The sequence below is a fragment of the Qipengyuania thermophila genome (assembly GCF_004153605.1).
Taxonomy (GTDB): Bacteria; Pseudomonadota; Alphaproteobacteria; order Sphingomonadales; family Sphingomonadaceae; genus Qipengyuania_B; species Qipengyuania_B thermophila.
This window is the reverse complement of the sequence record NZ_SDSI01000001.1, coordinates 526,088-539,904: the sequence shown is the minus strand read 5'-3', so window position 1 is coordinate 539,904 and position 13,817 is coordinate 526,088. Positions and strand designations below refer to the sequence as shown.

Annotated in this window: 14 protein-coding genes and 1 tRNA gene; 10 read left to right on the top strand and 5 right to left on the bottom strand. The window is 68.8% G+C overall.

Features of this window, described 5'->3' with window-relative positions:
- Position 1 precedes the first annotated feature (1 nt).
- From purH to ETO60_RS02500, 7 genes are all read left to right on the top strand, one after another.
- Positions 2-1,588, top strand: a complete 1,587-nt coding sequence (gene purH, locus ETO60_RS02525; RefSeq protein ID WP_130002388.1) for a bifunctional phosphoribosylaminoimidazolecarboxamide formyltransferase/IMP cyclohydrolase — start codon at positions 2-4, stop codon at positions 1,586-1,588.
- A 100-nt stretch (positions 1,589-1,688) separates the two neighbouring features.
- Positions 1,689-1,823: a hypothetical protein gene (locus ETO60_RS11445; protein WP_255416985.1), complete on the top strand. Its 135-nt coding sequence runs from the start codon at positions 1,689-1,691 to the stop codon at positions 1,821-1,823.
- Positions 1,820-2,494, top strand: a complete 675-nt coding sequence (msrA, locus tag ETO60_RS02520) for a peptide-methionine (S)-S-oxide reductase MsrA (RefSeq protein ID WP_234026277.1) — start codon at positions 1,820-1,822, stop codon at positions 2,492-2,494. Before ETO60_RS11445 ends, msrA begins: the two co-directional genes overlap by 4 nt.
- 51 nt (positions 2,495-2,545) lie before the next feature.
- The gene (locus ETO60_RS02515; RefSeq protein WP_130002384.1) at positions 2,546-3,013 is read left to right on the top strand and encodes a Fur family transcriptional regulator; all 468 of its coding nucleotides are present in this window, start codon (positions 2,546-2,548) and stop codon (positions 3,011-3,013) included.
- Between the two features lie 87 nt (positions 3,014-3,100).
- The gene (gene dxs, locus ETO60_RS02510; RefSeq protein WP_130002383.1) at positions 3,101-5,023 is read left to right on the top strand and encodes a 1-deoxy-D-xylulose-5-phosphate synthase; all 1,923 of its coding nucleotides are present in this window, start codon (positions 3,101-3,103) and stop codon (positions 5,021-5,023) included.
- Between the two features lie 16 nt (positions 5,024-5,039).
- The gene (locus tag ETO60_RS02505) at positions 5,040-5,840 is read left to right on the top strand and encodes an alpha/beta hydrolase (protein WP_130002381.1); all 801 of its coding nucleotides are present in this window, start codon (positions 5,040-5,042) and stop codon (positions 5,838-5,840) included.
- Between the two features lie 229 nt (positions 5,841-6,069).
- Positions 6,070-6,891, top strand: a complete 822-nt coding sequence (locus tag ETO60_RS02500; protein ID WP_130002380.1) for a PEPxxWA-CTERM sorting domain-containing protein — start codon at positions 6,070-6,072, stop codon at positions 6,889-6,891.
- A gap of 46 nt (positions 6,892-6,937) precedes the next feature.
- Here ETO60_RS02500 and ETO60_RS02495 read toward each other — a convergent pair whose 3' ends face one another.
- From ETO60_RS02495 to ETO60_RS02475, 5 genes are read right to left on the bottom strand one after another with little or no spacing between them, the layout of a single operon-like run.
- Positions 6,938-7,615 (bottom strand): NnrU family protein, encoded by a 678-nt coding sequence (locus ETO60_RS02495; protein ID WP_130002378.1) that lies wholly within the window; start codon positions 7,613-7,615, stop codon positions 6,938-6,940.
- 16 nt (positions 7,616-7,631) lie between these two features.
- Positions 7,632-8,150, bottom strand: coding sequence for an FKBP-type peptidyl-prolyl cis-trans isomerase (locus ETO60_RS02490; RefSeq protein ID WP_130002377.1), 519 nt, complete (start codon positions 8,148-8,150; stop codon positions 7,632-7,634).
- The gene (locus tag ETO60_RS02485) at positions 8,150-9,553 is read right to left on the bottom strand and encodes an amidohydrolase family protein (RefSeq protein WP_130002376.1); all 1,404 of its coding nucleotides are present in this window, start codon (positions 9,551-9,553) and stop codon (positions 8,150-8,152) included. The genes ETO60_RS02490 and ETO60_RS02485 overlap by 1 nt, the downstream gene beginning before the upstream one ends.
- Positions 9,550-10,950, bottom strand: a complete 1,401-nt coding sequence (locus tag ETO60_RS02480) for an amidohydrolase (RefSeq protein ID WP_165362091.1) — start codon at positions 10,948-10,950, stop codon at positions 9,550-9,552. Before ETO60_RS02480 ends, ETO60_RS02485 begins: the two co-directional genes overlap by 4 nt.
- Positions 10,951-10,987: 37 nt before the next feature.
- Positions 10,988-12,619: a peptide MFS transporter gene (locus ETO60_RS02475; RefSeq protein WP_130002373.1), complete on the bottom strand. Its 1,632-nt coding sequence runs from the start codon at positions 12,617-12,619 to the stop codon at positions 10,988-10,990.
- 201 nt (positions 12,620-12,820) lie between these two features.
- On the opposite strand from ETO60_RS02475, the gene ETO60_RS02470 reads away from it, so the two are divergent.
- The 3 genes from ETO60_RS02470 to ETO60_RS02460 all read left to right on the top strand — a co-directional run bounded on the left by ETO60_RS02470 (position 12,821) and on the right by ETO60_RS02460 (position 13,770).
- Entirely contained in the window at positions 12,821-13,228 is a 408-nt protein-coding gene (locus tag ETO60_RS02470; protein WP_255416983.1) for a GntR family transcriptional regulator, read from the top strand.
- Positions 13,229-13,310: 82 nt separating this feature from the next.
- Positions 13,311-13,598, top strand: a complete 288-nt coding sequence (locus ETO60_RS02465) for an integration host factor subunit beta (RefSeq protein ID WP_130002372.1) — start codon at positions 13,311-13,313, stop codon at positions 13,596-13,598.
- Between the two features lie 87 nt (positions 13,599-13,685).
- Positions 13,686-13,770 (top strand) — tRNA-Leu (locus ETO60_RS02460).
- Positions 13,771-13,817 lie beyond the last annotated feature (47 nt).

Below are 13,817 nucleotides of genomic sequence, written 5' to 3'. Positions count from 1 at the left end.
AATGGATGCTGTGACGATCAGGCGCGCCCTGCTGTCCGTCTCGGACAAGAGCGGCGTGGTGGCGCTGGCCGAGGCGCTGGCGCGGCGCGGGGTCGAACTCGTGTCCACCGGAGGCACGGCGGCGGCCCTGCGCACGGCCGGACTGACGGTGCGGGACGTGGCGGATCTGACCGGCGCGCCGGAGATGATGGACGGCCGGGTGAAGACCCTTCACCCCCGGGTGCATGGCGGCCTGCTGGCTGTCCGCGACGATGCCGCGCATCTGGAGGCGATGGACCGGCACGGCATCGCGCCGATCGATCTCGTGGTGGTGAACCTCTACCCCTTCGAGCAGACCGTCGCGGCCGGTGCGGGGCGTCCCGCGATCATCGAGAACATCGACATCGGCGGTCCGGCGATGATCCGGTCGGCGGCGAAGAACCATGCGGCGGTGACCGTGCTGACCGATCCTGCCGATTACGAGGGCCTGCTTCAGGAAATGGGCGAGGACGGCGCCGTCGGCGCCGCATTCCGGCGCCGGATGGCGGCCAAGGCATTCGCGGCGACGGCCGCCTACGACGCAGCCATCAGCCAGTGGTTCGCGCATGCGGATGAGGGCGTCCTCTTCCCGCAGCGGCACATCGTCGCCAGCCGGCTGCACTCGATCCTGCGCTATGGCGAGAACCCCCACCAGTCCGCGGCGCTGTACGTTCCCGAGGGTCCGCACGCCGCCGGGCTGCCGCAGGCCCAGCAGGTCCAAGGGAAGGCGCTGTCCTACAACAACTACAACGACGCGAGCGCCGCGCTCGAGCTGGTGGCCGAGTTCCGGGACGCGCAGCCCACCGTGGTCATCGTCAAGCACGCCAATCCGTGCGGCGTGGCCAGTGCCGACAGTCTCGCCGCCGCCTGGACTGCCGCGCTTGAATGCGACAGCGTGTCGGCCTTCGGCGGAATCGTCGCGGTGAACCGGCCCCTTGATGCGGCGACTGCCGAAGCCGTGTGCTCCATCTTCACCGAAGTCGTGGTCGCGCCCGGCGCTGACGAGGCGGCGAGAGCCGTGTTCGCCCGCAAGCGCAACCTGCGGCTGCTGCTCGTGCCCGAACTGCCCGATCCGCGCCGTCCGGGACTGACATCGGCGGTCATCGCGGGCGGCCTCCTGCTGCAGGGGCGCGACAACGGCGCCGTCACGCCGGCCGACCTGCGCGTGGTGACGAGGCGCGCGCCCACCGCGCAGGAGCTGAGCGACTGCCTGTTCGCGTGGACCGTCGCCCGCCATGTCAAATCGAACGCCATCGTCTATGCCCGCGGCGGCGTCACGGCCGGCATCGGCGCGGGGCAGATGAACCGTCGCGACTCGAGCCGGATCGCGGCGCTGAAGGCCCGCGAAGCTGCCGAGCGTCACGGCTGGGCGGAGCCGCGCACGCGTGGCAGTGCGGTTGCCTCCGATGCGTTCTTCCCCTTTGCCGACGGGCTGATCGCCGCCGCCGAGGCCGGGGCGACGGCCGTGATCCAGCCGGGCGGTTCGGTGCGGGATGCCGAAGTCATCGAAGCCGCCGATGCCGCCGGATTGGCCATGGTGTTCACCGGCATGCGTCACTTCCGTCATTAACATTTCGCTGGCTGAACATGAACATCGCCCAACGCGGGTTTCAGCGGCACGCAAGTCGTCATGAGGCATGGATGTTGCAACCAGTCAGGGAGCCTGCACCATGACCCGCCGTCACGAGCTTGTCGCGAACATCGCCATCGGATTTCTCATCGGGGCCTTCGGCATCCTGGTGGCGTCAGGCCCGGAGAGCTGGGGTCTCGTCCCTGCGGAGGCGATGATCGCCTTCATCCGGTGAGCGGGGCCGCCGCCCTTTTGCCGGCGGCGGCGATTGCCTTGGCGAGCTGTGCGCCCGCCGGCAATCAGCCTGCCGCACCCATTGCGGCGCCTCCCGCCATCCGCATCGCGGCCGAGCCGGCCGGCGAACAGCTGGCGGTCTTCGCCGGCGGCTGCTTCTGGGGCACGCAGGCCGTGTTCAGCCGAGTGCCGGGAGTGCTGACCGTGAGGGCCGGCTACCACGGCGGGTCGCGGCGCGCGGCCACCTACGCGCTGGTGTCGGGGGGACTTACCGAGCATGTCGAAGCGGTCGAGGTGCGCTATGACCCGACCATCGTGCGCTATGACGAGTTGCTGCGCGTGTTCTTCTCCGTCGCCATAGATCCCACCGTGCGGCACCGCCAAGGCCCGGATCGCGGTGCCCAGTACGACGCGCAGGTCGTTGTCTCCACCCCGGAGCAGGAGGCCGTCGCCGCGGCTTATCGCGACCAGCTCGCCCGCGCAGGACGCTGGCGCGATCCGATCGTCACGCCGCTCGTGCCCGGCCGGACCTTCTATCCGGCCGAGCCGGAGCACCAGGACTTCGCCGCGCGCAACCCCGCACACCCCTATGTGCAGCAATGGATCGCGCCGAAGCTCGCCGCACTGGAGCGCTCGGGGCTGGTGCGGCCCGCGCCGTCCTCCCCGACCTGACCTGCCGGGCCATGGTTGCAGGCCCGCGGCAACGCGCCTAGCGTCCGCGGCATGAGTGCTGATGTTCATCCCCATCGCGAGCTGGCGGGTGACGCGCTGGTGGCGGCGGCGCAGACCGTGATGGAAAGCGCAGGCGAAAACTGGACCCCGATGCGTGAAGCCGTGTTCCGAGAGCTGGCCCGGCACGGCGGCCCCGTCTCCGCCTATGATATCGCCGACAGCCTGTCGGCGGCGCGCGCCAAGCGGGTGGCGGCAAACAGTGTCTACCGGATCCTCGACCTCTTCGTGCGCGCGAACCTCGCCAACCGGATCGAGAGCGCCAACGCCTACCTCGTCAACAACCACCCGGGTTGCCGTCACGACTGCATCTTCATGATCTGCGACACGTGCGGCAGGGCCGGCCACATCGACGACCGCGCGATCACCGAGGCGCTGCGGGAGCGGGGCGCGGAGCACGGGTTCGCGGCCGTCCGGCCGGTGGTCGAGCTGCGCGGCCGGTGCGCGGGCTGTGCGTCCTGACAAATCCCTTCGCGCGGGGCGCGGCGCCGACGCCATGGCGGCACACCTGCATCGACATGCCCCCGAAGGCAATGTAAGGCTGGGGAGATGAACGAAAGACCGGTGACGCCGCTGCTCGACTTGGTCGACACGCCCCACGACCTGCGCCGCCTCCCCCGCGAGCAACTCCGTCAGCTGGCCGACGAACTGCGGGCCGAGATGATCGACGCGGTCGGTTCGACCGGCGGGCATCTGGGGTCCGGGCTGGGCGTGGTGGAACTCACCGTCGCGCTCCACTACGTGTTCGACACGCCTGACGACAAGCTCATCTGGGACGTCGGCCACCAGGCCTACCCGCACAAGATCCTGACCGGGCGCCGCGACCGCATCCGCACCCTGAGGCAGGGCGGCGGGCTCAGCGGCTTCACCAAGCGGTCGGAGAGCGAATACGACCCGTTCGGCGCCGCACACTCCTCCACGTCGATCAGCGCCGGCCTGGGCTTTGCCATCGCCAACAAGCTGACCGGCGCACCGGGCAAGGCCATCGCCGTCATCGGAGACGGGGCGATGAGCGCAGGGATGGCCTACGAGGCGATGAACAACGCCGAAGGCGCGGGCAACCGGCTGGTGGTGATCCTCAACGACAACGACATGTCCATCGCGCCGCCGGTCGGCGGGCTCAGCGCCTATCTCGCGCGGATGGTGTCGTCGTCCGAATATCTCGGCCTGCGCAGCATCGCCTCCAAGGTCGCGCGCAAGCTCAGCTCGAAGGTCCATTCGGGGCTGGAGAAGGCCGAGGAGTATGCCCGCGGCCTTGCCACCGGCGGCACCTTGTTCGAGGAACTGGGCTTCTACTACGTCGGCCCCATCGACGGGCACAACCTCGATCACCTGATCCCGGTGCTTGAGAATGTGCGCGACAGCGAGCAGGGTCCGATCCTGGTTCATGTCGTGACCAAGAAGGGCAAGGGCTATGCCCCCGCCGAAGCCTCGGCCGACAAGTATCACGGCGTGCAGCGGTTCGACGTCATCACCGGCGAGCAGAAGAAGTCCGCCGGCGGCCCGCCTGCCTACCAGAACGTCTTTGGCGAGACCCTGGCGAAGCTGGCCGAGGATGATCCCCGGATCTGCGCCATCACCGCCGCCATGCCTTCGGGCACGGGGGTCGACAAGTTTGCCAAGGCCCATCCGGCCCGCGCTTTCGATGTCGGCATCGCCGAACAGCACGCGGTGACGTTCGCCGCCGGCCTGGCGGCGCAGGGGATGCGGCCGTTCTGCGCCATCTACTCCACCTTCCTGCAACGTGCCTATGACCAGGTGGTGCACGATGTCGCCATCCAGAACCTGCCGGTGCGGTTCGCCATCGACCGGGCCGGGCTGGTCGGCGCCGATGGCGCGACCCATGCCGGCAGCTTCGACGTGACCTACCTTGCGACTTTGCCCAACTTCGTCGTCATGGCGGCCGCCGACGAGGCGGAGCTGGTGCACATGACCTATACGGCCGCGGAGCATGACTCCGGCCCCATCGCGGTACGCTATCCGCGCGGCAACGGTGTCGGGGTGGAATTGCCGCAGACGCCCGAACGGCTGCCGATCGGCAAGGGGCGGATCGTGCGCGAAGGGAGCAAGGTTGCCATTCTGTCGCTTGGCACGCGGCTGCGCGAGGCGCTCAAGGCCGCCGACCAGCTCGACGCCAAGGGCCTGTCCACGACCGTTGCCGACCTGCGCTTCGCCAAGCCGCTCGACGAGGAGCTGATCGACCGACTGCTGCGCACGCACGAGGTGGTGCTGACGGTCGAGGAAGGGGCGATCGGCGGCCTCGGCGCGCATGTGCTGACCTATGCCAGCGATCATGGACTGACCGATGTCGGGCTGAAGATCCGGACGATGCGTCTGCCGGACATCTTCCAAGATCACGACGACCCCGTGCGCCAGTATGACGAGGCGGGGCTGAACGCCGCTCACATGGTCGCGCGGGCCCTCGACGCGCTGCGCCACAATTCGGTCGGGGTGGAGGAGGCGCGCGCCTGACGCGCGGCCTGCGGCCATGCGCGCCGCGGTGATCATGCTGGCGCTCGCGGCGGGGGCCTATGCCGCCGTGCTGGCGGTTCTGTTTCTCGCGCAGGGGCGGCTGATCTATCCTGCACCGCCGGCGCGCGCGGACGTGCCGCCGGGTTTCGTGCGGGTCCACTATGCGACCGGGGACGGTCTGACGCTCGGCGCCGGCTGGCGACCGGCTGCTCCGGGGCGCAAGACGCTGCTGTTCTTCCACGGGAACGGCGCCGACTGGCAATCCACCGCCTTCGTCACCGACTGGCTCGCGGCCGCCGGGTTCGGCATCTTTGCCGCCAGCTACCGCGGCTATGCCGGCAATGGCGGTCGTCCCTCCGAAGCCGGATTGGCGGAGGATGGGCGCGCCGCCTGGCGCATGCTGATGGCGGCGGGCGTGTCGCCCGATGAGGTGGTGATCATCGGCAATTCTCTCGGGTCGGCAGTGGCGGTCCGCGTAGCGGCTGAGACGCGGCCGCATGCGCTCGTGCTGGTGTCTCCGTTTCACAGCTTGACCGAGACGGCGCGTGCGGCAGTGCCTTGGCTGCCGGTCCGGCTCCTGCTGCGCGACCGCTTCGACAACGGCGCGCTGATCCCGTCCGTGCGCGCGCCGATCCTGATCCTCCACGGCGCCGGAGACACGCTGATCCCGGTGGAGCAGGCCCGGCGACTGGCGGCGGCCAGCGGGAATGCGGTGCTCATCGTGGATCCGAACGCCGGGCATGACCTGATCGCCAAGCCCGTCGTGCAGCAGCAGATCTGCGCCTTCCTCGACACGCTTGCGGAACAAGAGCCTTAAATTGATGATTTATTTCGGTGTCCGCGCGTCTGGCCGGAAATAAAAATCTGCAAGTGTTTGCAATATAACATCTTTTTGCTATCACTTTGATCGAAAAGACAACTTAGAGCTACTCTCCTATAGTTAATTCTAGTATAAGAGGCGAGTCGTTCCTGATCATAAGATCTAACAGCCGGGCGCAGTTCAGGAACCTTGAACCTTGATTCTTCTCCAAGGAAGGACGCGCCTCATGACCCTGCGACTCTCAACAGCTTCTGTAACCGGCCTCGCTCTGGCGCTGATGATGGCGGTGCCGGCCTCCGCGACGCCCGAAACGACGACCTCACCCAATGGCGGCGCGTTGCCAAGCGGCGTCACGCGGGTCGGCGGCGTGGTGGTCGATCTCAAGGCCAACGACGGAACGCGCGTCGTCTCGCAATTGTCGGCGTCCCAGATGTACCGCGGCTTTGCCAACGTGTCCGAAAATCCGGTGCCGGGCGTCGCGACCGGGAACCCGCTGCTGTTCGGCACGCAGACCGGCTTTACGCCCGCCGTGCTCGCCAATCTGGCCAGCGGCCTGCAGAGCGCCTCGTTCCGCATCACCCTGTTCGACGGGGACACCTCGCCCGGCAACTTCGACTTCAACCAGAACACCTTCAGCGTCAACGGCATCCTGGTCGGAAACTGGTCCGATGTCGTGACCTATGAAACCAATGCCGACGGGACGACGCTCCTCTCCACCAGCACCGGCTTCGGCAACAACATCCTGTCGACCGGCTTCTTCAGCCTGACCGACATCGCCAAGCTCACGAGCCTGTTCGACAGTCTCGTCGCGACGGGCGAGATGCGCTTCACCCTGTTCGACGACGATCCGAACGACAATTTCTTCGACTTCACCCAAGGCGTGGCCGGCGGTCTGATCAATGTGGGCACGGGGCCGGTGGTCACGCCGCCAAGCGGCGCGGTGCCCGAGCCGTCGACCTGGGCGCTGATGCTGCTCGGCTTCGGCGCGGTCGGAGCGGCGCTGCGCCGCACGCGGCACACGCAGCGCGTGCGGTTCGCGTTCGGCTGAGGCACGGGGATCGGCGAGGCTGCGGCGACGGGTCGCAGCCTCGTCCTCAGCCCGTCCAGAGCCACAGGCCGGCGGGCACGCCGCCGAGAGGGCGATGCGCCCATGTGACGGCCAGCCACAGCACCGTCGCGCCGATCCACAACGGCCAGCCGATCGCCGGCAGCGCCCGCAGACGCGGCGCAAAGGTCGTCCGCTCTTCCCAAGCACGCCAGCCATCGCCGAGCAGGCGGCGCTTCTTGCGATCCTGACCCGCCGCGCCGACGAGCGCCAGCACCATCACGGCGGCGGCCACGATCATCGTCCGCCAGCTCCACAGCAGGGCGATGTGTGCCGCCGCCCAAAGCGCGAAGCCCCACATCATCGGGTGCCGGGTCACACGGAACACGCCCTGCGCCCTCCGGCCGGCCAGGTCGGCAGCAGCCCCTCGCGGCAGTGCCGGGTTCGCGCGCAGGGAACCGAGGAACAGCGCGAGGGCCGGCACGGTCAGGATGCTGGCGGCGACCCACCCGGCCACACCGCTCGCCTGCCCCAGATCGCCCGCAGGCGCGGCGCGGAAGGCGCGTGCCATCCACCACACGGCTGCGAGCGCAATAGCCGAATAGACCAGCAGAAACCCGCGCTCGCCCAGCAGACGCACGAGGGGAGGCCGCAACGGATGCGAGAGCGTGAGGTGGGTGGCGACGAGAGTGGCGGAGGCGAGGGCAAGTGTCAGCAGCGGCGACATCCCGTCCTCTCCCCCGTCACTCGATCCGCAGCAGTTCGATCGAAAACAGTAGCGTCGCGCCACCGGGAATGGGACCGCGCCCCGAAGCGCCGTAAGCCAGCTCAGCCGGCGCGGCGATTTCGATGGTGTCGCCCACCGCCATCTGCGGAATGGCGATCTGCCACGCCCTGACGAGCCGGGCCAGCGGGAAGGTCGCCGGCTCGCCGCGCGCGACGGAGCTGTCGAACACTTCCCCGTCGATGAAGCGGCCCGTGTAATGCACGGTGACAATGCTTTCGGGGGTCGGGCGCTCGCCCGTTCCCCCGCCTGCGATGCGGCGCCACTTCAATCCGCCCTCCAGCGTCTGCCACCCGTCGGCAGGAGCAAGCCCGGCGAGATGCGCCCGTTGCGCGTTGTGCCAGGCGGTGCTCTTTGCCGCCGGCGCGCCGGCTCCGTTCTGGCCGGCCGTTGCCGCACCGCTCGCGGCGAGCACCGCCCCGGCGGCAAGGAGCAGCGCTGCACAGGCAGACCTCTGCGCTGCGCCGGGCCGCGACATCAGAAGTCGAACGCCTTGGGCTGGTCGCGCTCGTCCAGATCGCGGTAGCGGTCGCGCAGCCGCGTCTGCCGGCTCGTCAGCGGCTGTTCCACCCCGGCGACATAGACGGCCACCGGCACCGACGACAGTTCGAGCGGATCGCCGTCCCAGATGACCGCGTCGCCGGCCGCTCCGGGCCGCAGCACGCCCAGCCTGCCGTCGAAGCCCGCAATCGCCGCCGGGACCGAGGTAATGGCCGCGAATGCCTGACCCCAGCTCAATCCGTCGGCACCGGGGATCCGGGACAAGGCGACGAGGTTGCCGGCATGCTGCGTGATGTTGCGCGGCTGTTCGTCGGTGCCGCCGCTGTACAGCCCGAGGGCAACGGTCACCCCGGCTGCTCGCATCCGGGCCACGTTGCTGTGCGTCGCCGCGAGCTGTTCGAAGCGGGCGGGCAGGTTGTTGAGCGGAAAGGCGATCACCGGGACATTCGCGGCCGCAATCTCGCGCGCGGCCATCCATCCTTCGGTCGCGCCGACCAGAACGAGGCGCAGGGCTGGGAACTCCGAGCGCAGTGCCAGCACCGCACGGATATCGGATGCCCGTTCCACATGGACGTAAAGCGGCTGCTGCCCGTTCACCACCGGGACCAGTGCCGCCGCATCGAAGCGCGACAGGAGCACGTCGCTGCGCCGCTCGGAGGCTGTGTCGACGAGGCGCGGATCGGGTGCGAGATCCTCGATCCGCTCGCGCGCCGGCGGACGTCCCCCGCCGCCGGCGATTTCCGGAGAGCGGCCCACCTCGCGCGCTTCGCGCAGGGCGTTGCGCAGCAGGGCGTGGGCGCTGGTCCGGCTGCCGCCGGCGATCCGGGCGCCCATTTCGCCCAGGGACACGTACTGGAAGGCCCGGGGGCGCGTCACCATGTCGGCATCGGCGCCCAGATCGACAATCGCACCCTGGCCGGCGAAGATCGACGCCGACGGCTGACCCACGACCGAGGCGCGGGTGATGCCGCCGGTGCGGGCGACCGCCACGTGCTGCGAGGCCGGATTGAGCGCCGGACGCACGTCCAAGGCCGCGCTGAAGGGCGAGGAGGGCGCGCGCTCGTCGTTGCCATCGCCGACGCCCTCGACATCGACGAGCCCAAGGGTGGACACCGACGCGAAGATGCCCGGAGTGACCCAGCGGCCGGTGCCGTCGATCACCGGCACCCCCGCGGGCGGCGCGACGCCCGGCCCGGCCGCCACGACCTGACCGCCGCGGATGACCACCGTGGCCCCCTGCACCGGTTCGCTGCCGTCGCCCACGGCAAGCGTCGCGTTGGTGATGGCGACATCCTGTGCCGCCGCCGGCCACCCGGCGAGCGCGCAGGCCAGCGCGATGACCACGCTCAGGCGCGGCTGCTTGCGTCCAGCGCGGCTCATTTCGCGTCTCCTTCGCCCGGCTGCCCCAGTTCGAAGTCGCTGACCGGCCGCCGCCGGGTGAGCGCATCGTACATCAGCGCGCCGTCGATCCACACCTTTTCCGGCCGCGAGTAGACGGACAGCGGATTTCCGTTCCACAGGACGACGTCGGCCATCTTGCCCGGCTCGAGGCTGCCGGTCATCCGGTCGATGCCCATCGCCGTCGCGGCGTTCAGGGTGATCCAGCGGATCACCTGCGCGTCGGGAATGTCGATCCCGACCCGTCGGCCGGCGGCCTGCGCCTTGGCCGCCTCCTGGTTCAGGCGCTGGATCCCGTTGGGATCGTCGGAGTGGATCACGACGCAGGCTCCCTCGCGCTGGAGAAAGGCGGCGTTTTCGGGGATGGCGTCATAGGATTCCATCTTGAACCCGTACCAGTCGGCCCAGATGGCCGAGCAGATGCCGTTGTCGCGCAGCAGATCGCCGATCTTGTAGGCTTCGACCGCGTGGTGGAAGGCGGCCACGCGGTAGCCCATCTCCTTCGCCATATCGATGACGAAGGCCATTTCGTCGGCGCGGTAGCAGTGGTTGTGGAGCAGGATCTCGCCGTCGAGCACGCCGGCGAGCGTCTCGTTGGCGAGATTGCGCTTCTTGCGGTCACCGTCCGCAAACTCGCGCGCGTCCAGCCAGGTCTGCCGGTTGACCGCCATGTTGCCCATCCGGGTGGACGGCATCCGGCCGCGGCTGCCATAGACGCGCTTCGGGTTTTCCCCGCAGGCCATCTTGAGACCATAGGGCGCGCCGGGAAACTTCATCGCCTGAACGGTGCGCGCGGGCACGTTCTTGAGGGTGACGGACCGCCCCCCCGACAGGTTCGCCGAACCGGGCAGGATCTGCAGCGCGGTGACGCCGCCGTTCGCCAGCGCCCGGCTGAACCCGGGATCCTGCGGCCAGACGGAATGCTCTGCCCAGACCTCGGGCGTCGTGGGGTCGGTCGCCTCGTTGCCGTCGGAGTGGGCCTCGACCGCGGGCGAGGGGTAGTTGCCGAGGTGGGAATGGATGTCGATGATGCCGGGGGTCACGAACTTGCCCGCCGCGTCGATCCGTTCGTAGCCCGCCGTGGACAGCGTGGCGTCGCCGACCGCCACGACCTTGCCTTCGCGCAGCAGCACCGTGCCGTTGTCGATCCGCCGCCCCGTCCCGTCGAACACCGTGGCCCCCACCAGCGCGGTCGGTGTTCCCGGATAGGCGCGATAGGTGGAGGCGTAGGGCTGGCGTCCGTCGGCGCCGAGGGGCGCGCGGCTTGCGCCGGCCGTGGCAGGCCGCTCGGTCCCGCGCTCGCTCGGGACGGCGGTGCAGGCCGGCAGCAGCGCGACGGCGGCAAGCAGAACAGGAGCGAGGCGTCGGGACATGAGCATCCTTTGCTGAAGGGAAGACGTCGTCACGGGGCGAGGGTCAGACGTTGCCGGGGCGGTTCTGCGGGTGAACTCCAGGCGCCTGCCCGATTGCGGAGGGATGCACGCCGCCCTCCTGCGCCTCGATGCCGGCCTGCGCCTGGCCGTGCAGGTTGCTGCCGACATCGTCGTCCCGCAAGGTGTCGAGGTGCATCATGCGCTTGATGACGGGGCTGATCACCATCACGGCCACGCCGACACCGACGGCGGTCCAGCCGACGGTCGAGTACACGTCCAGCACCACCTGCTTGCCCGCGGCCTCGCCGACATCCTCTGCCCCGGTCGCCGCAGCGATGAGGCCGGCAGCGAAGTTGCCGGTCGCCGAGGCAAAGAACCACGTGCCCATGATGAGCGAGGCCATGTGCGCCGGTGCGAGCCGGTTCATGGCGGACAGGCCGACAGGCGACAGGCAAAGCTCGCCGGTGGTGTGCAGCAGATAGATGAGGAAAATGAACAGCACCGGAGTGGCGAGGTTCAGGCCGACGCTTTGCGCGCCCCACACCAGCACGAGGAAGCCAAGCCCGACCTGAACGATCCCGGCACCGAACTTGAGCGGCGTCGACGGCTCCGCGCCCCGGCGCCCCAGCGCGGTCCACAGTGTGGCAAAGACAGGGGCAAGCAGGATGATGTAGATGGCGTTGATCGACTGGAACACCGAGGCGGGAACGAGAAATCCGAAGATCTCGCGGTCGACATGGCGGTCGGTGAACAGGTTCAATGACGAACCCGCCTGTTCGAACAAGGCCCAGAACACAATGGACGTCAGGATGAGGAACAGCGCCGCGAAGATGCGGTCGCGCTCCTCCGGCTCGAGCCTTCTGACTGCGGTCAGCAGCACGTAGCTGACGAGAATGGCGCCGAACACGGCCAGGAGCCCGCCGACCAGCGCCTGGTACTGGACGAGCGCCCAGCACACCGCCACCAGCACCAGACCCACACCGTAGAGGGAGAATTCGCGTCCCTTCGCCAGCGGCGCCGGCGGTTCACCACGCCCGAGCAGCAGGGGCTTGCCCAGGATGAAGACGATCAGTCCCGCCAGCATGCCGATGCCCGCAAGGCCGAAGCCGTAGGCCCAGCCATAGGTTTCGCCGATGTAGCCGCACAGCAGCGACCCGGCCGCGGCCCCCAGATTGATGCCCATGTAGAAGATCGTGTAGGCTCCGTCGCGGCGCACGTCGGTGCGCGGGTAGAGCTGGCCGACGATGACGGAGATGTTCGCCTTGAGGAAGCCCGATCCGACGATGATCAGTGCCAGGGCCAGCCAGAAGACATAGATGACCGGATTGCCGGTGTTGCCCGCTGCCGGTTGACCTTCGAAGGCCATGAAGAAGTGCCCGAGCGTCAGCAGCACGGCGCCGAACAGCACCGCCTTGCGCTGACCCAGATAACGGTCCGCCAGATATCCGCCGACGACCGGCGTGATGTAGACGAGCGCCGTGTAGGCGCCATAGATCACTCCGGCTTCGCGGTCCGAGAACAGCCAGTGCTTGGTGAGGTAGAAGATCAGCAGCGCGCGCATGCCGTAGTAGGAGAACCGCTCCCACATCTCGGCAAAGAAGAGCATGAACAGGCCCTTGGGATGTCCGAGGAACGTGCCTGCGGAATCCCCGTGAGGCAGGGAGTGGGTGGCCATGTGCGAGTAACCCTCTGGTGAACCCTGAGGCCTTCCGGGCGTTGTCCCCGGTGGGCCGGTGTGCGCGGCACCCTAGCGGCTGTTTCCATCTTGTGAAGCGCTCTTTTCCGGTGGGCCGCGCCGCTTGCGCGCGGTGCTGTATTATGGCAATGATGCACCGACGCGCCCGTCGCGTCGCGCGTGTGTCAGCCGGAGCCGCGAGTGCCGCCAACAAGCCGACCTGAGGAGACCCGCCCCGTCTATCTGCGCCTGCGCGACAAGATCGCCGCGGCGATCATGGACGGCGTGTATCCAGAGGGCGCGCTGCTCCCCTCCGTGCGCCAGCTTGCGGCCGACGAGGGCGCCAATCCGCTCACCGCCGCCAAGGCGTACCAGCAGTTTCAGGCTGACGGGCTGATCGAGGTGCGCCGCGGCGTCGGCATGTTCGTGCAGCCCGGCGCGGCGGAGGCGCTGCGCGCGGCGGAGCGGCGCGTCTTCCTCGAGGAGGAGTGGCCGGCCGTGCGCGCGCGGATGCGCCGGCTGGGCATCGCGCCGCGCGATCTCCTCCACGCGGCCGAAGTGGAGTCCGGCTCTCCGCGCGAAGTCGGCGCACGCGCGACTTGCCGTTAGCTATGGCATCTTTGTTAAACTTGCGGTAAGATTGAGTCCGCGTGCCGCGCCGGCGCAGCGCACGCTTCCGAAAGGGCACCCCATGATCAGATCGCAGCTGCTGCAGGCCATTGGCGAGGAAAACCCTGGGCTGCGAGCGGACGAGGTCGAAAAGGTGGTCGACATCTTCTTCGACGAGATCACCCAGCGGCTGGCCGAGGGGGGTCGGGTGGAACTGCGCGGCTTCGGCGCCTTCTCGACCCGCCACCGCGAGGCGCGGGAAGGCCGCAATCCGCGCACCGGCGGCAAGGTGCATGTTCCCGCCAAGCGCGTGCCCTATTTCAAGCCGGGCAAGGAGATGCGCAAGCGTCTCAACACCGATCCCGAATGAGCTCGCCAGGCGTTCCGGCCGGGATTGCCGCGCCGGTCGCGCCCGTCTAGCGCAGGCCCGGATCGCCGGTCTCTCGCACCGGCGGTCGCGGGTGTGGCGGAATGGTAGACGCCGGGGACTTAAAATCCCCTGAGCCTTGCTCGTGCGGGTTCGAGTCCCGCCACCCGCACCAGTTTCTGCCCGTCATTCTCGAGGTCACGAAGCTGCAACCGTTCTGTC

Bases quoted from the DNA above. Each gene is read 5' to 3' on its own strand.
- ETO60_RS02490 (WP_130002377.1), bottom strand. From the start codon at position 8,150: ATGTCGCGGCCCGGCGCAGCGCAGAGGTCTGCCTGTGCAGCGCTGCTC.
- ETO60_RS11445 (WP_255416985.1), top strand. From the start codon at position 1,689: ATGACCCGCCGTCACGAGCTTGTCGCGAACATCGCCATCGGATTTCTC.
- ETO60_RS02480 (WP_165362091.1), bottom strand. From the start codon at position 10,950: ATGCTCATGTCCCGACGCCTCGCTCCTGTTCTGCTTGCCGCCGTCGCG.
- ETO60_RS02500 (WP_130002380.1), top strand. From the start codon at position 6,070: ATGACCCTGCGACTCTCAACAGCTTCTGTAACCGGCCTCGCTCTGGCG.
- purH (WP_130002388.1), top strand. From the start codon at position 2: ATGGATGCTGTGACGATCAGGCGCGCCCTGCTGTCCGTCTCGGACAAG.
- ETO60_RS02505 (WP_130002381.1), top strand. From the start codon at position 5,040: ATGCGCGCCGCGGTGATCATGCTGGCGCTCGCGGCGGGGGCCTATGCC.
- dxs (WP_130002383.1), top strand. From the start codon at position 3,101: ATGAACGAAAGACCGGTGACGCCGCTGCTCGACTTGGTCGACACGCCC.
- ETO60_RS02475 (WP_130002373.1), bottom strand. From the start codon at position 12,619: ATGGCCACCCACTCCCTGCCTCACGGGGATTCCGCAGGCACGTTCCTC.
- ETO60_RS02465 (WP_130002372.1), top strand. From the start codon at position 13,311: ATGATCAGATCGCAGCTGCTGCAGGCCATTGGCGAGGAAAACCCTGGG.
- ETO60_RS02485 (WP_130002376.1), bottom strand. From the start codon at position 9,553: ATGAGCCGCGCTGGACGCAAGCAGCCGCGCCTGAGCGTGGTCATCGCG.
- ETO60_RS02515 (WP_130002384.1), top strand. From the start codon at position 2,546: ATGAGTGCTGATGTTCATCCCCATCGCGAGCTGGCGGGTGACGCGCTG.
- ETO60_RS02495 (WP_130002378.1), bottom strand. From the start codon at position 7,615: ATGTCGCCGCTGCTGACACTTGCCCTCGCCTCCGCCACTCTCGTCGCC.